21 protein-coding genes and 2 tRNA genes are annotated in these 21,825 nt (G+C 69.6%); 9 read left to right on the top strand and 14 right to left on the bottom strand.

Annotated elements, in window-relative coordinates; genetic code table 11:
• Positions 1-633: 633 nt before the first annotated feature.
• Complete coding sequence (locus INT49_RS02500) at positions 634-1,611, top strand: phosphotransferase family protein (RefSeq protein WP_193116125.1); 978 nt, start codon at positions 634-636, stop codon at positions 1,609-1,611.
• 58 nt (positions 1,612-1,669) lie between these two features.
• Here INT49_RS02500 and INT49_RS02495 read toward each other — a convergent pair whose 3' ends face one another.
• On the bottom strand, positions 1,670-2,443 hold the full coding sequence (locus INT49_RS02495) for an ABC transporter ATP-binding protein (RefSeq protein WP_193116124.1): 774 nt from the start codon (positions 2,441-2,443) through the stop codon (positions 1,670-1,672).
• Positions 2,444-2,520: 77 nt separating this feature from the next.
• Positions 2,521-2,736 (bottom strand): heavy-metal-associated domain-containing protein, encoded by a 216-nt coding sequence (locus INT49_RS02490; protein ID WP_193116148.1) that lies wholly within the window; start codon positions 2,734-2,736, stop codon positions 2,521-2,523.
• A 189-nt stretch (positions 2,737-2,925) separates the two neighbouring features.
• On the opposite strand from INT49_RS02490, the gene INT49_RS02485 reads away from it, so the two are divergent.
• Positions 2,926-3,798, top strand: coding sequence for a maleylpyruvate isomerase N-terminal domain-containing protein (locus INT49_RS02485; RefSeq protein ID WP_193116123.1), 873 nt, complete (start codon positions 2,926-2,928; stop codon positions 3,796-3,798).
• A 67-nt stretch (positions 3,799-3,865) separates the two neighbouring features.
• On the opposite strand, the gene INT49_RS02480 is transcribed toward INT49_RS02485, so the two are convergent.
• The 5 genes from INT49_RS02480 to INT49_RS02460 form a co-directional block, all read right to left on the bottom strand.
• On the bottom strand, positions 3,866-4,609 hold the full coding sequence (locus INT49_RS02480) for a Pr6Pr family membrane protein (protein WP_226849621.1): 744 nt from the start codon (positions 4,607-4,609) through the stop codon (positions 3,866-3,868).
• Complete coding sequence (locus tag INT49_RS02475) at positions 4,606-5,391, bottom strand: NAD-dependent epimerase/dehydratase family protein (protein ID WP_193116122.1); 786 nt, start codon at positions 5,389-5,391, stop codon at positions 4,606-4,608. Before INT49_RS02475 ends, INT49_RS02480 begins: the two co-directional genes overlap by 4 nt.
• 90 nt (positions 5,392-5,481) lie before the next feature.
• A complete protein-coding gene (locus tag INT49_RS02470) occupies positions 5,482-6,273 on the bottom strand; it encodes a GTP pyrophosphokinase (protein ID WP_193116121.1) in 792 nt (263 codons plus the stop codon).
• Between the two features lie 122 nt (positions 6,274-6,395).
• Positions 6,396-7,262, bottom strand: coding sequence for a methylenetetrahydrofolate reductase (locus tag INT49_RS02465; RefSeq protein WP_319021476.1), 867 nt, complete (start codon positions 7,260-7,262; stop codon positions 6,396-6,398).
• Between the two features lies 1 nt (position 7,263).
• On the bottom strand, positions 7,264-8,508 hold the full coding sequence (locus tag INT49_RS02460) for a glycine cleavage T C-terminal barrel domain-containing protein (RefSeq protein ID WP_193116120.1): 1,245 nt from the start codon (positions 8,506-8,508) through the stop codon (positions 7,264-7,266).
• Positions 8,509-8,649: 141 nt separating this feature from the next.
• Here INT49_RS02460 and INT49_RS02455 point away from each other — a divergent pair, with 141 nt between their 5' ends.
• Complete coding sequence (locus INT49_RS02455; protein WP_319021475.1) at positions 8,650-9,396, top strand: IclR family transcriptional regulator; 747 nt, start codon at positions 8,650-8,652, stop codon at positions 9,394-9,396.
• Between the two features lie 11 nt (positions 9,397-9,407).
• Here INT49_RS02455 and INT49_RS02450 read toward each other — a convergent pair whose 3' ends face one another.
• Positions 9,408-11,954 carry a GcvT family protein gene (locus tag INT49_RS02450; protein ID WP_193116118.1) on the bottom strand — a complete coding sequence of 849 codons (2,547 nt, stop codon included), beginning with the start codon at positions 11,952-11,954 and terminating at the stop codon, positions 9,408-9,410.
• A 141-nt stretch (positions 11,955-12,095) separates the two neighbouring features.
• On the opposite strand from INT49_RS02450, the gene INT49_RS02445 reads away from it, so the two are divergent.
• The gene (locus INT49_RS02445) at positions 12,096-12,839 is read left to right on the top strand and encodes a GntR family transcriptional regulator (protein WP_193116117.1); all 744 of its coding nucleotides are present in this window, start codon (positions 12,096-12,098) and stop codon (positions 12,837-12,839) included.
• 100 nt (positions 12,840-12,939) lie between these two features.
• On the opposite strand, the gene INT49_RS02440 is transcribed toward INT49_RS02445, so the two are convergent.
• Together INT49_RS02440 and INT49_RS02435 are read right to left on the bottom strand one after the other, a co-directional pair.
• A tRNA-His gene (locus tag INT49_RS02440) sits at positions 12,940-13,015 on the bottom strand.
• 178 nt (positions 13,016-13,193) lie between these two features.
• Entirely contained in the window at positions 13,194-14,177 is a 984-nt protein-coding gene (locus INT49_RS02435) for a diaminopimelate dehydrogenase (protein WP_193116116.1), read from the bottom strand.
• A gap of 169 nt (positions 14,178-14,346) precedes the next feature.
• On the opposite strand from INT49_RS02435, the gene INT49_RS02430 reads away from it, so the two are divergent.
• Positions 14,347-14,700, top strand: a complete 354-nt coding sequence (locus tag INT49_RS02430; protein ID WP_193116115.1) for a thiamine-binding protein — start codon at positions 14,347-14,349, stop codon at positions 14,698-14,700.
• 3 nt (positions 14,701-14,703) lie between these two features.
• Positions 14,704-15,195 carry a DUF6630 family protein gene (locus tag INT49_RS02425; RefSeq protein ID WP_193116114.1) on the top strand — a complete coding sequence of 164 codons (492 nt, stop codon included), beginning with the start codon at positions 14,704-14,706 and terminating at the stop codon, positions 15,193-15,195.
• 78 nt (positions 15,196-15,273) lie between these two features.
• Here INT49_RS02425 and orn read toward each other — a convergent pair whose 3' ends face one another.
• Positions 15,274-17,232 carry an oligoribonuclease gene (gene orn / locus INT49_RS21515; protein WP_193116113.1) on the bottom strand — a complete coding sequence of 653 codons (1,959 nt, stop codon included), beginning with the start codon at positions 17,230-17,232 and terminating at the stop codon, positions 15,274-15,276.
• A gap of 94 nt (positions 17,233-17,326) precedes the next feature.
• Entirely contained in the window at positions 17,327-17,959 is a 633-nt protein-coding gene (locus INT49_RS02415) for a TetR/AcrR family transcriptional regulator (protein WP_193116112.1), read from the bottom strand.
• A 103-nt stretch (positions 17,960-18,062) separates the two neighbouring features.
• Here INT49_RS02415 and INT49_RS02410 point away from each other — a divergent pair, with 103 nt between their 5' ends.
• The 3 genes from INT49_RS02410 to INT49_RS02400 all read left to right on the top strand — a co-directional run bounded on the left by INT49_RS02410 (position 18,063) and on the right by INT49_RS02400 (position 21,360).
• Positions 18,063-19,454, top strand: coding sequence for an MFS transporter (locus tag INT49_RS02410; RefSeq protein WP_193116111.1), 1,392 nt, complete (start codon positions 18,063-18,065; stop codon positions 19,452-19,454).
• Complete coding sequence (locus INT49_RS02405; RefSeq protein WP_193116110.1) at positions 19,451-20,653, top strand: FAD-dependent monooxygenase; 1,203 nt, start codon at positions 19,451-19,453, stop codon at positions 20,651-20,653. The genes INT49_RS02410 and INT49_RS02405 overlap by 4 nt, the downstream gene beginning before the upstream one ends.
• A gap of 179 nt (positions 20,654-20,832) precedes the next feature.
• A complete protein-coding gene (locus INT49_RS02400) occupies positions 20,833-21,360 on the top strand; it encodes an acyl-CoA thioesterase (protein ID WP_193116109.1) in 528 nt (175 codons plus the stop codon).
• Between the two features lie 39 nt (positions 21,361-21,399).
• Here INT49_RS02400 and INT49_RS02395 read toward each other — a convergent pair whose 3' ends face one another.
• A complete protein-coding gene (locus INT49_RS02395; RefSeq protein WP_193116108.1) occupies positions 21,400-21,684 on the bottom strand; it encodes a hypothetical protein in 285 nt (94 codons plus the stop codon).
• A gap of 29 nt (positions 21,685-21,713) precedes the next feature.
• Positions 21,714-21,789: transfer RNA gene (locus tag INT49_RS02390), tRNA-Arg, on the bottom strand.
• Positions 21,790-21,825 lie beyond the last annotated feature (36 nt).

The raw sequence follows: 21,825 nt of genomic DNA, 5'->3' as shown, positions 1-21,825 counted from the left end.
GAGGTTCACTCGAAGGATCACACGGTGACCGCGTCCTCGTCAGAGACGATCACGGAGCCACCGCGCTACACCACTATGCGGGACTCAACTGGTGCCCAACGATCCACTCGAGATCGAGGGGGTCGGTTTCAGCCGGGACTCCATTGAGGTACCGACGGACGTGGTACTCGCGCAGTCGCACGGTCGTCTCGGATCGTTCCGAGGCACGAAGCCAGGCGGTCCAGAGAGGGAGTTGCGCAAGGGCGTCCATGCAGGACACCGTGCTCCACGATGGCCCCTGTTCGCTCGTCATTGAGCGCAGTTGGGGATAGTCCGTCTGTGGGGAGGAAGCGTGCCGCAGCTGGCGGGTAACTTGAGCTTCGCTGCCAGCGTGGTCAAGCAAGATTCATCCAACCATCGAGCGCCGACCTCGGGTTTCGCCAAAGTCGACCTCGATCACGGAGCCGAGCTGCCGCTCCGGGAGACTCTTAATCAGCGGGTCCGGGGTTCGAATCCCTGATGGCGCACCGACGCTCGAAGCCCCACCGGTTCTCCGGTGGGGCTTCGTCGTGTCCCGGGATGGTCGGAGGTTGCTGAGGAGCCCGATGCCGCACCGCTCGATCCGCTCCGACGCGACCGTGGAATCATGACCGCATGATGCTCGACCCCTCTGCGACGATCCATCCGCTCGATCAGCACCGCGACCCGTCCAGTGCCGCTCTGGTCCGGGATCTGGCTGCCGAGGTCGCAGCCCGCCACGGTGGTGACCTCTCGCAGATGCGGCGAGCCAACGGGATCTCGAACGCGACCTGGGTCGGTGGCGGTATCGCGGTGCGAATCGCGCATACACCGGTCGATATGGCTCGTGAGGTCGCCCTGGTGCGTGCTCTCCCGGACGCCGTCGGACACCCGGAGATCCTCGCGGAGGGCACGTCTGAGGGGCATGGCTGGATCGTGACCCGGGAAATGCACGGCCAGAACCTGTACGAGGCATGGCCGACGCTGTCAGCTGCAGAGCGGCGGGAGGCGATCCAGCAGCTGTGGACGCGGTGCCAGCTCGTGCACGAGGCGAGCCGGACCCTCGCCGCGCACGTCTCCTCGCACGGAGGCTTCGTGCCGGCGACGCTCGGCGATGCCACGGCATCGGCAGAACGCGCCGCTGTCGCGCTCGGGCTGTCCAGTGCCCGTCGGTCGCGGCTCCACGACCTCCTCGCGGACTACTTCCGGACTGCACCCTTGGTGGAGCACGTCGTCAACCATGGCGACCTCGCCCTGATGAACGCACTCTGGGACGGAGGGGTCGTCGCCCTGCTGGATCTCGAGTTCGCGGTGCGCGGCCCGGTCGCGATCGATCTGTGCCGCTTGGTCTGCGAGGCCTGCGTCTCCGAGGAGGGCGAGCGTGTCGACTCGGAGGCGGCCGACGCCGCGGTCGAGATCGCCGCTCGTCAGCTGGACCCGAGTCATGGTCGAGTGCTCCTCCACGGTGCGGCGATCCTCGACCAGCTGCGCGACCTCGACATCTTTCTCGCCTGCGACAGCGCTGAGGAGCGTGCCGCGCACTGGCGCCCGGCCCGGCTGCTCATCGGCCTCCTCGACCCGGACGGCGGCTATCTGGCGCCCTTCGTGAGGTGACAGGGCCGCCGGGACCGGCGGCATGATGCAGGACGCTGGTGTCGCGAGCGGCGCGGGCTCAGCGGAAGCGCTGCACGGCCTGCGGGGCGCTCTCGGCGAGCTCGCGGATCTCCCCGTGCTCGGTATGGGCGAGGACCTCCTCCAGGGAGCCCCGAGCCAGGATGCGGCCCTCGCCGAGGAAGGAGATCTGCGGGCACAGCCGCTGCAGCAGCTCGATGTCGTGGGAGGCGATGAGCACGCCGATCCCGAGGCGCTCGATGACGTCACGCAGGGTCGAGCTGATCTCTCCGCGCATGCCGGGATCCACGGCCGTCAGCGGCTCGTCGAGGATCAGGATCTCGGGGCGGGTGGCGAGCGCGGTGGCCAGGGCGACGCGCTGCTTCTCGCCGCCGGAGAGGGTCATCATGCGCCGGCCCAGGAAGTGCTCACCCAGGCCCACGGTCTCGAGCATCTCGGCGGGGGAGACCGCGTGGGTGCGACCGCCCTTCCGGGCCACCTTGGAGGCATAGTCGAGACGGCCGGAGACGGTTTCCCGGGGCTCGACGACCGTCATCGCGTACTGCGAGACGAAGCGCACCGCGGCCCGGAAGGTCCTGTGATCCTTGCCGCGCAGCTTGTGCACATTGCGACCATCCAGGGTGACCTGCCCGGAGCTCGGCTTCATGTCTCCGCGCAGCACGCCGATCAGAGTTGTCTTGCCGGCGCCGGATGCCCCGAGGAGCCCCTGCGGGGGCCGACCGGCGGCGATCGACAGATCGACCCCGGCCAGGACAGGTTCGCCGGGATATCCGGCGTGCAGGGAGGTGGCAGTCAGGGTGGTCGAAGCAGGCATTCGGCTCTTCTCTCGCGGTTCGGGGACTGGAGAGACGATATCGGTGCGGCCTGAGGCCTGACTGCGACCCGACGGATTCAGGCGCGAGTCGCCGAGTATCCGGCCTCGGTGACGGCCGCGAGCACCGCCGCATCCTCGAGCTGGTGCTCGGAGGAGACGACAAGGGAGCCGGTCTCATGGCTGACATCGACGTTCTGTACGCCGGGGATCTCGCTGACCTCCTCGCGGACGGACATCTCGCAGTGGCCGCAGGTCATGCCGGTGACCTGGAAGGTGCTCGTGGTGGCGCTCATGGGGTTCTCCGTGACGTCGTGGGGTGCCTCGAGGGAGGCCGGATACACGGCCATTTATACCCCATGGGGGTATGTGGGTCAACGGCGGTCCGGCTGCGGGCGGGGCAGGCCCGCGATCTCGGTCCCGCGATCGGTTCGGCGGCAGCAGGTGACCTGTCGGCTGTCCGTCCGCTGTGCTTGGATGGCTCCATGAGCATCGATGCCCTGACCGCGATCCGCGACGAGGCGGATCGGCTGGCCGCAGCCCTCGCCGCCGCCGACCCCGAGCAGAGGGTCCCCACCTGCCCGGACTGGAACGCCGCGGACCTGCTGTGGCACGCGACGGAGGTCCCCGAGTTCTGGTCCGCGGTCCTCGCGCAGGGGGTCACGACCGACGAGGGGGCTACGGAGATCGAGGAGTCCGCGACCCCGCGGCCCGACGATCTCGAGGAGCTCCGCCAGCGTCGTGCGGCGGCGGTGGACGGCCTCCTCGAGCAGCTCGGAGCGCACTCCGATCAGGAGCCCGCCTGGTTCTGGTTCTCGGCGCGGCAGGACGTCGGCGTCATCCGCAGGATGCAGCTCCATGAGGTGACGATCCACCGCGTCGATGCCGAGCTCACCGCGGGACGGCCCGTGACCGCGATCCGCGAAGACATCGCCCATGCGGGTCTCGAGCATGTGCTGGAGGTGATGTGGCCGGCCGCCTTCGACTGGATCCCGGACTGGGCCACCATCACGCCCGTCGCGCACGTGGAGATCACCGCCGAGGGCGGCGCCGTGCAGTCCCTGCTCATCAGCCGGTGGTCCGGCACCCGGCCCCGTGACGGCAAGGAGTTCGACGCTCCCGTCGGCCGCCTGCTCGACGCTCCCGCAGGCGCAGGCGCAGGTTCGCGCCCGGACGCCGACCTCGACTCCCTCCCGCGCGCCGCAGTCAGCGGATCGGCGACCGCCCTGGATCTCTGGGCATGGGGGCGGAGCCTCGCCCTCGAGCACTGTGCCGGCGGGTCGGAGAGGGTCGAGATCGTCGGCGACTCCGAGGCCATGGCCCAGCTGGAGTCACTGCTCGCCCAAGGGCTCGACTGACGCCCAGGGCCTCATCCCGTCGTCGTCCCAGGCGGTGAGCGGTTCGCCGGCGTCACGCCCGGCGACCTCACGCTCGGGAGCGAGCTGCTTCCCGGTGCGCCGACGAACCCGTCCGCAGCCGCCCGCCGAGCAGGTGCAGGAGTGTCGCGACCGCGAAGAAGGCGACCAGCACCACGACCGTGGTCAGCAGCACCTGTGACCACGAGGACAGCGTCGGATCGAGGAAGCCGTAGGGATACCAGCCGGTGATTCCGCCCCGCACCCAGGTGAGGGCGAGGAAGAGGACCGGGTAGAGCTGCCACCACAGGATCCTGCGGGCGGCGGGCGGCCGGGAGCGGGGCGTCAGCAGCCAGTCGACGACGGCGACCACCGGGGCCAGACGATGCAGCACGATCCCGGTCCAGCCGATGTCCCAGCGCAGCAGCTCGTCGAGCGGTGCCACGAGCAGCGCATAGATGATCCCGGTCATCGCGAGGTAGAACGCGACCGCGCCGCGCACGTCGTCGAACCACACCGGATGCCGGGCGGTCCACATCGTGCCGGCGATCACGAGGGCCACGAACATCAGGTTCGACTGATTCGTGAAGTACGAGATGTTCTGGGCGAACAGGCCGTCCTGCAGCGCCCCGGCGGCGTTCGCGACCAGGGCGGCGAGCACCAGCAGGGCGACCAGCATCCGCAGGGCGGACGCGGCGTGCACCAGTGCCTGCCGGCGCGACCCGGAGGAGGACCCGAGGGATTTCGTGGCCGACCGGCCGACGTGCCGCGCGGGCGATCGTGTGACGGGATCCTCGGTGGGGGAGACGGTCATGAACCCAGCGGCCACGTGTCGCGGACGTCGGCACCGCCTTCGACCACGTGCTCGGTGGCTCCGGCCAGGTCCGTCCAGGAATCCTTGGGCCGATATCCCAGCTCGAGCGTGGTGTTGGTCAGCGACCAACGGCGGTTGGGGTTGTCGGAGATCGCGTAGTAGATCCCGAAGCGCACCTCTGCCTCGATCGCGCAGCGCACCACCTGCTCGCAGTCCTCGCGGCTGAGCCACATGGCGCGCAGGATGTCCTCCTCGGCCTCCAGGGGATCATCGCTCACCCACCCGATGCGCAGGGCGATGACGTCGAGGTCGTACTCGTCGTGGTAGTAGCGGCCGATGGCCTCGCCGAAGATCTTGGAGACACCGTAGAGGGAGTCCGCCCGAGGGATCTGGTCGGGGTACACGGGCCACTGCTCGAACCGGTCGTACATGCCCATCGCGTGGTTGGAGGACGCCAGGATCACGCGCCGCACGCCCGCCTGATGGGCCGCCTCGAGGATATTCCGCTGCCCCACGATGTTGGCATCGAGCACCGCGTCCCAGGGGGACTCCGGAGAGGCGGCGCCGGCGAGGTGCACCACCGTGTCGACGCCGTCCATCAGGTCGAGGACCTCGTCGTACGCCCCGAGCTCAGCGGTGCGGAAGTCGGTGTCCGGCGGAGCGTCCTCGCTGCTGCGGCCATGCAGGACGAGGTCGTAGTCCTCCCGCAGTCCCTCCGCCAGTCGGGAGCCGACGCCGCCTGCGGCGCCGGTGATCAGCACGCGTCTCCTGGAGTTGCTCATGAGCCCATTATGAGCACCCGCCAGGTGCGGGGTGGGGGAACCGCTGGACGATCTGCCCGGCAGCCTTCCCGGCAGTCCGGGAGCGCTGCGTCAGGGAGACGAGTGAGACGGGGACGCGGGCGCGGACGGTGACGCGGAGACGGTCTCCCCGCGGTCGGGCATCGGTCGGATCTCGTCGCGCATGCGTTCCATCCGCTCGTCGAGATCCGCGGCGACGCGGGCCGCGTCGTCGAGCTCGGCGCGCAGTCGGCCCGGGAGGTTCTTGCGGTACTTGTAGCTCAGCTTGTGCTCGGTGCTGGCCCAGAAGTCCATGGCGATCGTGCGCAGCTGCAGCTCGACGGGCACGTACTCCGTGTGCTCGGAGAGGAAGACGGGGACCTGCACGATCAGGTGCAGCGAGCGGTACCCGTTGGGCTTGGGCTCGGCGATGTAGTCCTTGACCGTGAGCGTCTCGAGGTCCGGCTGGCGGCGCAGCATGTCCGCGATCCAGTACACGTCGGAGACGAAGCTGCAGGTGATCCGCACTCCGGCGATGTCGTGGACCCGTGCCCTGATCGCCGGAACCGTCATCTCGCCGCCGGTGCGCACGGCCTTCTCGATCAGGCTCTCGGTGCTCTTCAGGCGCGAGCGCACGTGCTCGATCGGGCTGTAGTCGTGGATCTGCTCGAACTCCTGGCGGAGGATGTTGACCTTCGTCTGCACCTCGTCGATGCCGAACTGGTAGTGCATCCGGAGCTGGATGAGCTCGTCGTGGACCTGCTTGATCTGCGCGGCGAAGAGCCCCTGGTCGGCATCGGGGCGGGTCAGCTCATCCTGACGCGTCGCGACCATCTCTCGGACGCGGTCCTGCCACTGGTCGTCCTGAGGGTCCGGTGTCGCCATCGAGGATCTCCTGCCGTGAGCGGTTCGCAGACCGCACGATCATGGCAGAGATCGCTGGGGCCGGGGTGCACGACGGATCAGGATGCTCCGGGAGATGGCCGATCGCGTCGGGCGGCACGACCTCAGCGGATGACGACCTCCAGCCCGTCGCCGCCGCGCCACCAGTCCGCGCTCGCCTCCACGGCGTTGAACGTGTAGACGTGGAGTCCTTCGAGCCCGTAGCGAGGGTCGGCGAACGCCGGGACGAGCTCCTCGAGCAGCGTGTCCGGGGACCAGCCGCCCGGTCCGAGCAGGTGCCGGATCCCTGACCCCTGCCGCGTGAGCAGGCGCAGTGAGGGTCCGACGCCGACGCGAGCCCCGATGCGCAGCAGCCGGGCGGCGTCCGTCGGGCCCGCGATACCGGGGCGCACGGGCGTCCGCACCCCGTGCTCGCGCAGCAGCCGCACCCAGTCCAGCAGGGCGCCGGCGTCGAAGCACAGCTGGGTGACGAGCACGGACGCGTACCGCGCCTTCTCCTGGAGGAGGCGCATCGACTCCGCCTCTGACGGGGCGAACGGGTGGCCCTCCGGATATGCGCCCACCCCGATCTCGAAGGACCGGCCACTCGTGCCCATCGCCTCCAGCAGGTGCAGCGACCCCTCGAAATCCCCCGCGGGATGCGGGGCGTCGCCGGCGATGACGAACAGCTCCTGCACTCCGGAGCTGGCGAGGTCGTCCAGGATCCGCTGGAGCTCGGCCTCATCGACGATCTGCCGGGCCGCCAGATGGGGGATGGCGACGAAGCCTCGCTCCGAGAGGGCGCCCGCGGCCGCGACGGTGGCGTCGAGTCCCTGCTTGCGCGACGCCGTGACGCTCACACGCGTGCCGGGCGGCAGGTGTGCGGCCACCTCCGCGACGATTCCGGGGACCGGGATCACCTCGAAGCGGGTGCCGCGCACCAGGGCCTCTGGCCACGGCTCCGCGCGGCGCTTGGGCTCGTCGCCGGACACGTCAGCCGCCCGCCACCGGGCTCCCGCCTCGGGGCCCGGCGGTCTCCAGGGCTGTGACGTCACCCTTGGGCTGCTCCTTCGTCGGATCGATGAACGGCTTGGCGACCACCACGGCGGGGACCAGGTCCGTTCCGGAGTCGTCCCGGGCGCCGACGTCGACCTGCAGCGTCGTGCCCACCTCGGAGTGCTCGACCGAGACCATCGCCAACCCGATGTTCTTCTCCAAGCGCGGGGACCGGCAGGCCGAGGTGACCTCGCCGATACGGGTGCCGTCGGCAAGGACCGGGAGCACGTCGATCATCGACCCGTCGTTGTAGGTGCCCAGGTCCGGGCCGTCGATCTCGAGCCCCACGAGCTTGCGCCGGGGACCCTCGGCCTTGATCCGGGTGAGGGCCGGCTTGCCGATGAAGTCCGCCTCCTGGTCGAGGTCCACCATCCAGTCGTAGCCCATGCCGATCTCGAACGGATTGGTGTCCACCGTGATGTCCGCTCCGTGGGCGAGCATGCCGCCCTCGATGCGACGGATATGGCACGGCCCGATGACCTGCAGCCCGTGGGCCTGCCCGGCCCCCCAGACCTTCTCCCACAGCCGCACGGCGTTCTTGGACGCCTCGTGGACGTAGATCTCGTAGCCGATCTCGCCGGTGTACCCGGTGCGGGAGACGGTCACGTCGATCCCGTCGATCTGGAAGTCATGCAGGTAGTAGTAGCGGATGTCGGCGACGGCGTCGCCGAGCAGGTCCCGCATGACGGCATAGGACTTCGGCCCCTGCACCTGCACGGGGCCCACATCGATCTCCTCGATGCTCACGTCCATCCCGGCATGGGTGGCGACGCCGCGGGCCCACAGCAGGATGTCGCTGTCGGCGAGGGAGAGCCAGAAGCGGTTCTCCTCGAGGCGCAGCAGGATCGGATCGTTGAGGATCCCTCCGTGCTGGTCCGTGAGGAAGACGTATTTGCACTGGCCGACCGCGCACTTCGAGAGGTCGCGGGTGATCAGCAGGTTGGTGAAGTCGAAGGCGTCGGGGCCGGAGATCTCGATCTGCCGTTCGACGCCGACGTCCCAGAGGGTGACGCCCTCCAGCAGCGCCCAGTACTCGGCGATCGGGTCGCCGTAGTGCCGGGGGTGGTACGTGTGGTTGTAGACGCTGTACATCGCGACCCCGTGACGCCTCGAGGCGTAGAAGAACGGGGATTTGCGGATGCGGGGATAGAGCAGAACTCGGGGGTGCTGGTTGACGCTCATGGTGGCCTCCAAAGGCGGTCCGTACCCTACTGTGGCATTGTGGTGCGCATTGCGCAATGGCCTGCGTATTGCGCAGGGAGCTGATGGTGTGGTCGAGCGGACGGGGCGTGGGACATGGTGGAGCCGGGGACTGTGCAATCGGTGGATCGAGCCGCTCGCGTGCTGGAGATCATCGCCCGTGACGGGGAGTCGAGCGTGGGGCGGATCGGTCGTGAGCTGGAGGTCCACGGCTCCACGGCATCCCGCCTGCTCGCCTCGCTCGCGGCGCATGATCTCGTGGAACGACTCGAGGTCTCCGGCACGGTGCGGCTCGGCGTCGGCGTCCTGCGTCTTGCTGCGGCGACCCGTTCGCGGCTCGATCTGACCGCCCAGGCGCGCCCGGTGTGCGATGCGCTCGCCGAGGAGCTGGGGGAGACCGTGAACGTGGCGGTGTATCGCGATGGCGCGGCGATCAACGTGCATCAGGCTCAGGGGACCAGCACTGTGGCGATGCACAACTGGATCGGGGACAGGACCGTCCTGCATGCCACCTCGAGCGGCAAGATGCTGCTCGCCCATCTGGAGCAGAGCGAGATCGAGGCTCTGCTGGCGGCGCCCCTGGAGCGCTTCACCGAGCACACGATCACGTCGGTCGCCGTGCTGCGGGACCAGCTGCAGCAGGCACGGGAGCGCGGCTGGGCGCAGGCGGTCGAGGAGTACGAGGAGGGGCTGAACGCGGTCGCCGCCCCGATCCGCGGCCCCGAGGGCGCCGTGGTCGCCGCGCTCTCCGCGGCCGGGCCGACGTACCGCCTCGCGCCCGAGTCGCTGCCCGCCGCCGCACAGGCCCTGCGGAGGGCCGCAGAAGAGATCTCGCGCCGCCTCGGGTACCGGGCCGACGTCACCGGCTGATCGGGTCGGGGTCAGGCCTTCATCCGGGCATCCTCGGGATCGAACGGGGGCGTACGGCCCACGCTCAGCACGCTCGCCGCGTGGCGGGCGCCCAGGTAGTCCACCTGCAGGCGCGTCCCGACCTGCGCGTGCTCGGGCGGGAGATAGGCCATCAGCAGGTAGCGGCCGAGCGAGGGGGCCGGGCCTGCGGAGGTGACGAAGGATCGCCGTCCGCGGGCATCCGTGATCGTCGCACCGTCCTGCGTGAGGATCGGTTCGCCGCCCGTCATGCACCGCGCGCGCCCGTCACCCGTTCCCTCCTGCGCGCCGTGGTCCGTCCCGTCGGCCGGCTCCAGGGCGAGGGTGCACAGCATCGTCGCCGGCCCCCGCTCTCTCGACTCCAGGTACGCCTGCTTACCCAGGAAGTCCGCCTTCTTCACCTTCGGCAGCGCCAGATCGGCCTCGACCGGGTCGTACTCGGCGGTGAGCTCCGCGCCCATCAACCGGTAGCCCTTCTCCAGCCGGCCCGTGGTCCCGTACACGCCGATACCGGCGGGGAGCACGCCGTGTCCCTGGCCTGCCTCCCACAACAGGTCCCACAGCTGCAGCCCGTGCTCGGTCGCGACATGGATCTCCCAGCCCAGCTCTCCCACATAGGAGATGCGCAGCAAGGAGGCCGGGATGCCGCCCAGCTCGACGTCCTGGGCCGTGCCAAAGCCGAACGCCGCGTCGGAGACGTCGGCGGCGGTGATCTCGGCGAGCAGATCCCGGGCGCGAGGGCCCCAGAGGCCGAGAGTGGTCACCGCAGAGCCGACATCGGCCAGCTGGACGGATCCGTCGGCCGGGAGGTGGTCGCGCAGCCAGACCAGGTCCCGACCGCCCTCCGCGCCGCCCGTGATCACCCGGAAGCTCTCCGAGCCCCGGCGCACGATCGTGAGGTCGGAGCGGAACCCACCGGCGGGCGTGAGCAGCGGGGTGTAGACCACGCGGCCGATGCGCACGTCGATCCGTGCCACCGCCAGACTCTCGAGGACGGCGAGGGCCCCCGGGCCGGTGACGTCGAGGATCGCGAATGCCCCGAGGTCCACCATTGCCACCCGTTCGCGCATCGCGAGGTGCTCCGCCTCGATGAGCGGGGACCACCAACGGGCATCCCATTCGTGCTCCCGCGGGGAGATCCGCTCAGCGAACTCCTCCAGCAGGGGAGCGTTGGAGGCGTACCACTGGGGTCGCTCCCAGCCGGCGGCCTCGAAGCACACCGCACCGAGCGCCTCGGTGCGCGGATGGAACGGGCTGGTGCGGGAGGGGCGGTCGCTCAGCCACTGCTCCCGCGGATGGCTGATCCCGTAGATCTTGGGGAAGCCCTCGGCCGCCCGGGCCCGCACATGGGCGTCGGTGCGGGCGGAGGGGTGGAAACGCGCGATATCGGACTCATGGGGATCGATCTCGCTGTCGCCGGTCGAGATCAGCTCGGCGAGCAGGCGGCCCACGCCCGCGGCCTCCTTGATCCAGACCGCCGCCGCGGACCACAGCCCGCGCACCTCCGGGGTCTCGCCGATGAGGGCGCCGCCGTCCGGGGTGAGGGAGAGGAGCCCGTTGATCGCGGCCTTCCGCGGCGGGTCGGGATCGGTGAGGAGGCCCGGGAACATCTCCCTCGCGTGCTCGAGCTGCGCGGTGAAGTCCTCGTCGGTGAAGGGGAAGCTCGTGGGGGAGGCCTGGCCGGGCGCGCCGTAGGCAGGGATCTCCTCGGGGCGGTGCAGCAGCGGCCGGTGGGCGTAGGAGCCGATCTCGAGATCGGGCCCGCGCTGGCGCTCGTACATCAGGCGATCCATGTCGCGCAGCAGCGGGAAGCTGATCCACTCCTTGGTCGCTTCGAGCTGGGGAATGGGACCGACGTCGAGCATCTGGTGCACAGCAGGGGTGAGCGGGATCGCCGCGCCGGCGAGGGCGGCGACGCGCGGGCTCCACACCCCGCACGCGATGACCACGATCTCGGTGTCGATCTCGCCGTGATCGGTGACGACCCGGGTCACGCGACCGCCGGAGACCTCGAGGTCGATCACCTCGGTCTCCGGGCAGAGCGTGAGCGCGCCCAGCCCTTCGGCGCGCTCCCGGAAGAGGGCCCCCGCCGCGAGCGGGTCCACGATCGCCCCGGTCGGCGTGTGGAAGCCGCCGAGCAGCAGACCCGCGTCGCAGTAGGGGACGAGCTCCTGGATCTCGGCCGGGGACAGCAGATGCGCCTCGACGCCCCAGGAGAGGGCCGAGCTCATCCGGCGCGTCAGCTCCTGCATCCGCTCCGGGCTGCGCGCCACCTCGATCCCTCCGCAGGTGGAGAGCACCCCCAGCGCCTCGTACTGGCGCAGCGAATCCACCGTCAGATCGGTGATCTCGCGGGAGTGATCCACCGGGAAGACGAAATTGGAGGCGTGCCCCGTCGAGCCGCCCGGATCCGGCAGCGGGCCCTTGTCGATCTGCACGATGGAGCGCCATCCGAGCTCCGCGAGGTGATTGACCGCGGCATTGCCGACCACCCCGGCTCCGATGACGACGATGTCTGCACGATCCGGCAGCGCTGCCATGACGGCCTCCCGACCACGATGTGAGTATCCTCACGATATATCAGAGAGCGGGGTGACGCCATGGTCGGCGGCGACGGAGGGATCGGGGCTGGGTCTGGACCGGCCGGAACGGGTTCAGAGGAGCCCAGGTACCGGGTGCGCGTGCCGGAACGGGAGACGGCATCCGCCTCGACGGATGCGCTGGCGGGTCTCACCACTTTGGTGCCTGCCGGGGCGGACGTCTCCTCGCTGTCCGCGGTCGCCTACTACCGGATCCGGGACCTGCTGGTCACGCTCGAGCTCGCCCCGGGATCCGGACTCGACGAGCGCATGCTCAGGGAACGGCTGCACCTGGGGCGCACTCCGGTGAGGGAAGCAGTGCGCCGTCTCGCGGATGAGGGATTGGTGACCGTGTACGCCCGGCGCGGCACAGCCGTCGCTCCCATCGACGTCCGGGACCTGACCCATGTCTCCGAGACGCGCGTCGAGTTGGAGGGTCTCGGGGCCCGGCTCGCGGCCGAACGGGCGGACGATGAGGACCGCCGGCTGGCTCGGCAGCTGCGTGCCGAACTCAAGGTGCACACCGCCGGATCCGGGAACTCGGGTCGGGGTGCCACCGCCCAGGCCGTGCGTGCGCTCATCCGGACCGACCAGCGCGTGCATCACTGCGTCCACCGTGCTTCGCACAATCGATACCTGCAGGAGACGCTCGGCACTTACCTGACCCTCAGCCTGCGGCTGTGGTTCCTGGGACTCGAGCGGGTCCGTCACCTCGACGAGGCGGTCACCGAGCACCAGGATCTGCTCACGGCCGTGCTGGATGGCGACGGCGCCGCTGCCGAGCAGGCCGCTCGTGCGCACGTCACCGAGTTCTGGCACGAGATGCGCGAGGTGCTCGTGGGATGAAGAGGTGCTCGTCGGGTGAGCAGGTGCTCGCCGCGCGAGCCGACGAGTGCGCGTGCCCGGGGAGGGGAAAAGAAAAACGCCCTGTCGCCAGGGCGTTTCTTGGGGTGATCGACGGGATTTGAACCCGCGACCGCCTGGACCACAACCAGGAGCTCTACCAACTGAGCTACGACCACCATGTGCGGAACGAATCCCGCAACGAGAGATAACCATACCGTCTCTCAGCAGCGTTCGCCTCCACGAACGGCACTCCGGGAGTGTGAGACACGTTGCATCGGACAGCGCACAGGGAGCCCGGTCATGGGGTGCCGTGCCGGCATCGATCCGGTGCGCGTGCCCTCAGGGAATGCGCCCTCAGAGATCGTCGGCGCGCAGCTGCTCGGGAGACTTCGGTGAGAGCAGGCCCGGTGCCACGTCGAAGGGGGTCTTCGCCCCATGCTCACCGGCGGCGGCCAGTCGTCCCGCCGCGCGGGCGTAGGCGACGAGCACGCTCGCGGTGAACTCGGGGTTCGAATCCTCCTGCAGGCGGTACTCGATGGTCTGGGTCGTTCCGGGGCTGGACTCTCCGGCGCGGATCACGAAGCCGCCGTGGGGCATTCCCTGGTGGTCGCGGGCGAGCTCCTCGGCGCTGAGGAAGGTCACCGACGTCTCGAAAGGCTCGAAGTAATGCGGCATCGTCACGATCTCCTCGCGCACGGCGTCGGCGTCGGCCCCGTCCTCGAGCGCCACGAAGCATTCACGGGTGTGCTTCTCGCGAGTGCTCAGCTCGGGCCGATCGCCGGCGCGGACTCGAGCGATCGCCTCCTGGGAGGGGATCGTGTACTGGACGGCGTCGGCGACCCCGTCCAGGCGGCGCAGCGCGTCGGAGTGCCCCTGCGACAGGCCGCGGCCCCAGAAGGTGTAGGTGGAGCCCGTGGCGAGGATGGCCTCCCCGTAGACGCGGTTGATGGAGAACAGGCCGGGGTCCCAGCCGGTGGAGATGAGCGCCGTGGTGCCGGCTGCGTTGGCGGCGGCGTCGACCCGCGCGAAGTGCTCGGGGATCCGGGCGTGCGTGTCGAAGCTGTCGACGACGGTGAAGTGCTCGGCGAGCAAGGGGGTCTGCTCGGGGAGGTCGGTCTTCGAGCCTCCGCAGAGCACGAGCACGTCGACCTCGTCCTGCATCGTCTCGAGCGCGTCCATCGAGCGCACGATGGTCTGCTCGTGCACGGCGCTCACCGTGGACGGCGCACGGCGCGTGAACACGCCCACCAGCTCCATGTCCTCCTGGAGCGAGACGGCGATCTCGACGCCCCGTCCCAGGTTCCCGTAGCCGACGATGCCGATCCGGAGCGCAGTCATGGTCCTCATTTCGTGTCGATGCAGAGTGTGGTCCCGACCAGGGACGCTGCCGCAGATCCTACTCACGGATCACACCCGGGGCCGAGCTCGTCGAGGGTCCCGTCGAGTCGCACGGCGTCCGTGCCGCCCACACGTTGCACGGCCCCTGGCGCAGGAGGAGACTGGCCGCATGATCGTCGCCTTCTCCGTCCAGCCCACCGGTGACCCCTCGGATCCAGCCCTCGTGCGCGGGCTCGTCGACGGCACGGACAGCGCCGGCGTTCACGACGCGGTCGCCGCCGCGGTGCGCGTCGTACGGGACTCCGGACTGCCGAACCGCACCTCCTCGATGTTCACCGAGATCGAAGGGGACTGGGACGAGGTGATGGACGTCGTGCGGCGTGCGACCGCCGCGGCGGGGCGGTACGGCTCGCGGGTCTCGCTCGTCCTCAAGGCTGATATCCGTCCCGGCCACGAGGGGCAGCTCGACGCGAAGATCGACCGGCTCGAGACTGCGGTCTCCCACCTCGACGACCAGGGATGAGCCGTGCCGGACTGGACGCGGCTGTGCACGCTCCTCGCGGACGACCCTGAGCTCCCAGGGTCGGTGCACCTCGCGGCCACCGACCCACAGGCCTACCTGGCGACGCAGGCGGATCCACTCCTCGGCGTCGAGGCCGGAGCCGGTGCTGCGGAGCCCGTCGATCCGTGGAACGCCCTGATCGACGGGCTGGACGTGGCCGACGCCCTGGCCTACCTCGACCCGGAGGACATCGGGGCGGAACTGGCCATGGCTCTGGGCGAGGTCGCTCGGGTGTGCCGCTCAGGGGCTGATCTCGAGCCGGTCGCCGACATCACCGCAGGGCTGGAACCGGCGATCCGTCGGGCGGAGGAGATCCTCGCCGCGTTCGACCTGTGCCTGCTGCAGCTGGAGGAGGACACCGACGCGTGCCCTCTCGTGGTCGCGGACATCGGCCACGTCGAGGAGATCGTCGCCCTCGCGGCCGGTGCCGGCCGCGAGGTGCGTCCCGTCGCGTGACGCGGTTCCGAGCCAGCAGGTGCTGAGACAGCGGGCGCTGACTCAGCGAGTACCGAGCGACGAGCTGTCGACGTCGGCTCAGCTCTCCTGGTCGAGCAGGCCGTCGCGCAGAGCGGCGGCCAGGGTGGGCGTGACCGGAAGCCGCGGGATCAGCGTCGCCTGGAAGGCGTGGTAGATGTCCGGCTTGCCCGGCCACGTCACGCCCTGGGGCTCGTTGTCCGCGTCGAGCTCGTGGAACCAGGAGCCGTTCTCTGGATCGAGCAGGTAGGTGGAGATGTACTCCCACCACTGCTCGTAGCGCTCAGCCCAGACCCGGTCCCCGGTCACCTCGTACATCACGGCGGCGGCGCCGACCGCTTCTGCGGCGACCCAGTGCATGCGCTCGGAGGCGACGGGGGCTCCGTCCCAGTCCACGGTGTAGACGAACCCGGGGGCTCCGTCGGCACCGAAGCTCGCCGCCGACTTCTCCATGAGCGCGGTCGCCGATTCGAGCATCCAGTCCGGTGCCGAGCCGTCGGCCGCGATCAGTGCGGCACGACCGTGCAGCACCAGGCGGGACCACTCGATCCAGTGGCCGACCGTGGCGCCGTACGGGCGGAACGGGTGGTTCGGCTCGTCGCGGTTGTACTCCAGCAGCGGGTTCCAGTCGGTGTCGAAGTGCTCCGGCAGGGCCCAGTCGTTGCCGCGCGCGAATTCGTCGATGGCACGGGTCATGATGCCCACCGCGCGATCGAGCCAACGGCGCTGCCCGGTGACGTCGGCCGCGGCGAGGAGCGCCTCGACCGTGTGCATGTTCGCGTTGATGCCGCGGTACTCCTCGCACTGCGTGAAGGTGCGGTCGAAGGTGTCCACGCTCATGCCCGCGGACTCGTCGAAGAATCTCGTATCGAGCACGGCGAGTGCCTCGTCGAGCAGCTCCTGTGCGCCGGGACGGCCGGCGGCCAGCGCTGAGGAGGCCGCGAGCACCACGAAGGCGTGCGCGTAGGCCTGCTTGGAATCGTCGACGGGCTTCCCGTCGGCGACGGACGCGTACCAGCCGCCGTGCTCCGCGTCGTGGAACACCCCTCGCAGCGAGGCGATGCCATGGTCGGCGAAACGGCCGAAGTCCGGGCGGCCCAGCAGGTGCCCGAGGGCGAAGCTGTGCGTCATCCGGCAGGTGATCCACAGCTCCGAGGGGCGGGACAGATCGGCGTCGCCCTCCTCGTCGAGCCAGGCGAAACCACCGTCCTCACGCACCGACTCCGAGCCGAACACGAGGAGCTCGTCGCCCTCGCTCTCCAGCCACGAGCGATGTGATGCCCGCTGGAGCCACGGGACGTGCGTCGCGACGGGGGTCGCGGTCGGTGTCGCCGCCGGTGCTGTCGCGGGGGTCGCAGGGGTCGCGGCGGTCGCCGACGGAGTCTCCTCCTCGGGCTCGTCGGTCAGCTCGAAGGTGCGGGCCGCGTCCCGGGCCTGCGCGGTGGTGGGGCCGGGGGCGTCGACGAGGAACACCTCGCGGTAGTACTTCAGCTCCTGGATCGATTCGCGGATGTCCGCGAGCGCCCGGTGACCGCCGTGCTTGGCGGGGATGTTGTAGTAGACGCGGGGGAACCAGCGCTTGGCGAGCTCCTTGAGGCTGGAGACGTCGATCGTGCGGTAGGACAGCCACTGGGCGAACTCGGGCACGTCGCGATCCAGGAACACCCGGTCGGTGCCCACGCTGTTGCCGGCGAGCGGCGCCCTGCCCGGTTCGGGGCAGTACTGCTGCACATAGGCCAGGCACTGTGCCTGCGCCTCCTCGAGCGTCATCCCGCCGTCGAGCTCGTCGAGCAGGCCGGAGACCGTGTGCATGTTGACCACGAAGGGGTCCATGCCGGTGAGCGATTCGGCCGGCGGCTTGATGACGACGTCGACGCCGTCTCCGAGGATGTTCAGGTCGGAGTCGGTCACGAGCACGGCGATCTCGACGAGCGCATCGCGCTTCTTGTCGAGGCCGGTCATCTCGCAATCGACCCAGATGATGCGGTCGTTGATGGCACGGGAGGAGCTGGAAGTCACCAGGCAACAGTATCGCGGGAGCGCAGCCGGTACGGCAGGGTCAGGCATGAACCCGACCGTGGCTCGGTCAGCGGGGTTCGCGGAGCTCCGCTCGTCAGCCGACGCGGTACGCCCGGAGGAATGCCCGCACCCCGGCGACGATGAGGGGCTGGACCCGGGAATCCGCAGCCGCGTTCGCGGTGCCGAGTCTGTTGATGGTGGCCGCGAAGGTCAGCCCGATGTAGTGATCTGCGGCCAGTCGGGCATCGGGGACCTCCAGCAGTCCGGCGTCCGCCAGGGTCGCGAAGCGTGCACCGATGGCCTCCTCCGGCTCGTCGGACAGCGGACTGTCCTTCGAGCTCGGCAGGCGCTCGGAGTCGGTGCGTGCCAGCCCTTGCAGGGTGGCGTAGTCCGCGGAGTCGAGCCAGTCGTTCGCGATCCGCATCGAGAAGTCGATGAGGGCAGGCTCGAGCTGATCCGCCGCGGCGACGTCGCCGAGTGTGTCATCCAGCGTGCTGCGGATCGTCGCGAGCAGGGACTGACCCAGGCCGTCGAAGACGGCGCGCAGCAGGGTCTGCTTGTCCCCGAAGTAGTCGTACACCGTCCGCTTGGACACTCCGGCCAGGGCGGCGATGGCATCGACGCTCGAGCGGTCGAAACCGTCGGTCACGAACAGCTCCCGTGCGGCCAGGAGGATGGCGGACCGCTTCTGCGGGGACCCCGTGCGCAACGTCTTCGAAGTGGACATTGCTCCACTCTACCGTTACTACACTGCACGGTGTAGTGTAGTGTAGTGATCGTGTCGGGGCACGCTTCGTGCTCGGCTCCTGAGCGACGAGGGAAGAGGCTCGATGTCCGACGTTCTTGTGTCCCAGGCCCGCATCGGCCGGACGGCGATCGGTGCGCTCGGCGTCCTGGCCCTGGCCCTCGGCACCTTGCAGACGGTGGTCGACCCGGCTCGGCCCATGCTGGAGCGAGAGCTGGGCATCGACTCCTCCGGGGCGGCCCTGATCGTCAGCACGCTGCTGATCACCGGCGCGGTGGTCGCGCCGATCGCGGGCAAGCTCGGGGACCGGTATGGAGGAAGACGTGTGCTGCTCGTGCTGATGGCGATGGTCGCGCTCGGGGGAGTGGTCTCGAGCTCGGCCCCGAACCTGCCCGTGCTGCTGGTCGGCCAGATGCTGCAGGGCGCGATGGTGGGGGCGCTGCCCTTGTCCTTCATCCTGGTGCGCAAGCATCTGCCGCCGGGGCAGACGCAGGTGGCCATCGGTGTCGTCAGCGCGCTGTTCACGGCCGGCGGCATCGCGGGGACCGCGGTCGCCGGGCCCCTGGCCGAAGGGCTGTCCTGGCATTGGATCTTCGGAGCGCCGACGGCCGTGATCATCGTGGCGACGGTGGTCGTCCTCCGCACGATGCCGGATGACACCCCGAGCGAACGGGGAACCGCGATCGATTGGCCCGGCGTCGTCCTCCTGAGCGCCACGCTGCTCGCACTCATGCTTGCGCTCATGGTGGTCACCGGGGGAGGGATGCCACCGCTCGTGGTCGGTGGCGTCGTGCTGGGCGTGGCGGCTCTCGCCGTGGTGTGGGTAGCCGTCGAGCGTAGGGCGGCGTCGCCCATGGTCGAGCTGCGGATGCTGACTGCGCCCGCCCTGTGGAGCGCCGCCCTGATCACAGCCGCCGTCGCGGCCATCTCCTCGGTGCTGCAGACGCTCGTTCCGAAGATGTTCGAGGTGTCCGGCACCGGGTACGGCTTCGCCCTCGGCACGAGCGAGATCGGGCTGCTCATGCTGCCGGCCAGCATCGCCGGCGTGGTGGCCGGCTCGGTCGGCGGGCTGGCCGTGCAGAGATACGGACCTCGGGCCGTGGTGGCAGCCGGCTCCGCAGTCACGGCGGGCGCATTGCTCACCTTGGCACTGGTGCACGACGAGGCCTGGCAGCTGGTCGTGCTACGGGCCGTGGTGGCGTTCGCGGGCAGTCTGATCACCACGGCGCTGCTCGCCAGCACGGCCACCGCTGTCGCCGCAGCCGACACCGGCATCGTCACCAGCCTGCTCGTGGTGATCCGCCTGGTCGGAGCCGTCGTCGGCGCTCAGCTTGCCGGTTCGGTCCTCACCGTGGGCATCGATCCGGTCTCCGATCAGCCGGCCGAGCCGGCCTTCATCGCAGGATTTGTCGTCGCCGGCCTCGTGGCCGCGGCGTCCTTGTTCGTCGTCCGACATCTGAAGGGAACCATCTCATGACATCACCGACTCACCCCTCGACGGAGACCGTCCTCATCTCCGGGGCCAGCATCGCCGGCCCGACGCTGGCGTACTGGCTGCACCGGTACGGCTTCGAGGTCACGATCGTGGAGAAGGCGCGCACGCCACGCGGAGGTGGGTACCCGATCGACGTCCGGGGCACCGCGATCGAGGTGGTCCGACGGATGGGGGTGCTGCCCCGGTTGCAGGCGGCGAATCTCCATATCGAGCGATTCACCTTCGTGGACGCCGACGGCGTGACGGTGGCCTCCCTCCCTCCGCACGAGGTGACCGGTAGCGTCGTGAGCCAGGATCTGGAGATGGGACGAGGGGACCTGACCGCGGCCCTGTACGCAGCGGTCCGGGACGACGTCGAGTTCCTCTTCGACGATTCGATCGACACGTTCGAAGAGCGTGACGACGGGGTTGATGTCGAGTCCCGCAGCGGCAGCCGGCGCAGATTCGATCTGGTGATCGGAGCCGATGGGATGCACTCACGGACCCGACGGCTCCAGTTCGGCGCTGAGGAGCAGTTCCACCGCTATCTCGGCTACGCCTTCGGTGTCTTCACGATGCCCAACACTCTCGGACTCTCCCACGAGCTCACGTTGTGGAACACCCCGGGCCGGGCGGCCGCTCTGTATGCCACCGGGAGCAGTGAGGACGTCCTGTACGCCTTCGTGAATTTCCATCGGTCGGAACCGCCGCGGGGCCTGCACGGGGACCGTGACGCCCAGCGGGCTCTGATCTCCGAGATCTACGCGCAGGCGGGCTGGGAGATTCCGGCCATCCTCCGGGCGATGCAGGATGCCGAGGATCTGTTCTTCGATACGGCCGGCCAGATCCGCATGCCGAGCTGGTCGAAGGGCAGAGTGGCGTTGGTCGGCGACGCTGCGTACGCGCCCTCGTTCCTGACCGGACAGGGTTCCAGTCTGGCGATCGTCGGCGCCTACATGCTGGCCGCGTCCCTGGGCGGGAACCAGGACCATGCTGCTGCCTTCAGAGCCTATGAACGCGACACGCGGGACTTCGTGACGCGGAACCAGGCGTTGGTCGACACCGGTGGCGCCCCGTTGTTCCCCATCACGGCCTCCGCGCTGGAACAGCGCAACACCGCACTGCGCGGCCAGGTCGCGATGCCTCCGTCCGCCGGAGAGCCGGCCCATTCGGCCCTGACGCTGCCAGTCGAGATCTCATGAGCGCGGCGGGGATGCCGCATCGGGGCGGAATCCCCGGCGAGATCGGCGATCCTGCGGCCGGGGAGCCCGCAGGTCCCGTCGGACACGACGACGGTGTTCGGGGCGACGCGACCATGGTTACCATGCAGTCATCGGGGTTCGATGCCGAGCCCGCTGAGTGACTCATGGAGGAGCCCGACGTGAACCTGTACTTCCGCCTGCTGGTGTTCATGATCCGCGTGCGCTTCCGCAGCCGCTTGAGCATGTGGGACACGTCCCGCACGAGCTTCCGCGTGAATCCGGCTGACCTCGACGTGCAGCGGCACATGAACAACGGCCGTTATCTCACCCTCATGGACCTGGGCCGGATGGACCTCATGCTCCGCTCCGGGTTCTGGAAGCGGCTGACCGCCCAGGGCTGGTATCCGGTGGTCGCAGGGCAGTCCATCACCTACCGCAAGTCGCTGGTGCTGTGGCAGAAGTTCGACATCGCCTCCCGGGTGCTCGGGCACGACGATCGCTGGATCTACATGGAGCAGGTCTTCCGCGTGGGGGACGTGGTCTACGCCGACGCCATCATCCGAGCACGGTTCCTGCGGAGGACAGGCGGATCCGTGAGCATCCCGGAGGTGCTCGACCTTGTCGGCTCCGTCCCGCCCGACATGGATGTGCCGGCGTGGGTCACTGAGTGGAACGAGGCCACCTCGCAACACAGCCGCGAGCTCTGAGCCGGCCGGGACAGCACACGCAACCGGCGCGAGGAGCGGTCAGCGGCGCCGGGTCGACGCACGCTCGGCGGGAGCGTTCTTCGGTGCGGACCGTCGGAGGATCTCCTCGATGCCGCTGAGCACGAGCAGCACGACGACCACTCCGAGCAGCACCCACTGCTCGAAGACGCCGGCGAGGACCCCGGTGAGCACGAGCGCTGCGAGGTAGATGACGTTCAGGACCGTGCGCGAGACGCCGAGCAGGCGTGTGCCGAACCGGCCTCGCAGCAGGCGCAGTCCCAGCAGGAGCACGATCGCGCCGATCGTGACGACCTTCAGCACCATGGGGCGGCTCCAGACACGACGACGGGCGGTGGTGCCCCCAGCAGGATTCGAACCTGCAACCTACGGATTAGAAGGCCGTTGCTCTATCCATTGAGCTATGGGGGCGTCAGTGCGGGCTCGGGCGGCCGAGCCGGAAGCACC

It is taken from the genome of Brachybacterium tyrofermentans (assembly GCF_014897585.1).
GTDB lineage: Bacteria > Actinomycetota > Actinomycetes > Actinomycetales > Dermabacteraceae > Brachybacterium > Brachybacterium tyrofermentans.
The sequence above is the reverse complement of the archived record's forward strand: the minus strand, read 5'-3'. Positions and strand labels throughout refer to the sequence as shown.

What these genes read in the sequence shown, in the direction of transcription:
- INT49_RS02475 (WP_193116122.1), bottom strand. Translation starts at nt 5,391, where the DNA reads ATGAGCAACTCCAGGAGACGCGTGCTGATCACCGGCGCCGCAGGCGGC.
- INT49_RS02415 (WP_193116112.1), bottom strand. Translation starts at nt 17,959, where the DNA reads ATGTCCACTTCGAAGACGTTGCGCACGGGGTCCCCGCAGAAGCGGTCC.
- INT49_RS02435 (WP_193116116.1), bottom strand. Translation starts at nt 14,177, where the DNA reads ATGACTGCGCTCCGGATCGGCATCGTCGGCTACGGGAACCTGGGACGG.
- INT49_RS02430 (WP_193116115.1), top strand. Translation starts at nt 14,347, where the DNA reads ATGATCGTCGCCTTCTCCGTCCAGCCCACCGGTGACCCCTCGGATCCA.
- INT49_RS02485 (WP_193116123.1), top strand. Translation starts at nt 2,926, where the DNA reads ATGAGCATCGATGCCCTGACCGCGATCCGCGACGAGGCGGATCGGCTG.
- INT49_RS02405 (WP_193116110.1), top strand. Translation starts at nt 19,451, where the DNA reads ATGACATCACCGACTCACCCCTCGACGGAGACCGTCCTCATCTCCGGG.
- INT49_RS02495 (WP_193116124.1), bottom strand. Translation starts at nt 2,443, where the DNA reads ATGCCTGCTTCGACCACCCTGACTGCCACCTCCCTGCACGCCGGATAT.
- INT49_RS02460 (WP_193116120.1), bottom strand. Translation starts at nt 8,508, where the DNA reads ATGAGCGTCAACCAGCACCCCCGAGTTCTGCTCTATCCCCGCATCCGC.
- INT49_RS02450 (WP_193116118.1), bottom strand. Translation starts at nt 11,954, where the DNA reads ATGGCAGCGCTGCCGGATCGTGCAGACATCGTCGTCATCGGAGCCGGG.
- INT49_RS02470 (WP_193116121.1), bottom strand. Translation starts at nt 6,273, where the DNA reads ATGGCGACACCGGACCCTCAGGACGACCAGTGGCAGGACCGCGTCCGA.
- INT49_RS02395 (WP_193116108.1), bottom strand. Translation starts at nt 21,684, where the DNA reads ATGGTGCTGAAGGTCGTCACGATCGGCGCGATCGTGCTCCTGCTGGGA.
- INT49_RS02490 (WP_193116148.1), bottom strand. Translation starts at nt 2,736, where the DNA reads ATGAGCGCCACCACGAGCACCTTCCAGGTCACCGGCATGACCTGCGGC.
- INT49_RS02410 (WP_193116111.1), top strand. Translation starts at nt 18,063, where the DNA reads ATGTCCGACGTTCTTGTGTCCCAGGCCCGCATCGGCCGGACGGCGATC.
- INT49_RS02480 (WP_226849621.1), bottom strand. Translation starts at nt 4,609, where the DNA reads ATGACCGTCTCCCCCACCGAGGATCCCGTCACACGATCGCCCGCGCGG.
- INT49_RS02500 (WP_193116125.1), top strand. Translation starts at nt 634, where the DNA reads ATGATGCTCGACCCCTCTGCGACGATCCATCCGCTCGATCAGCACCGC.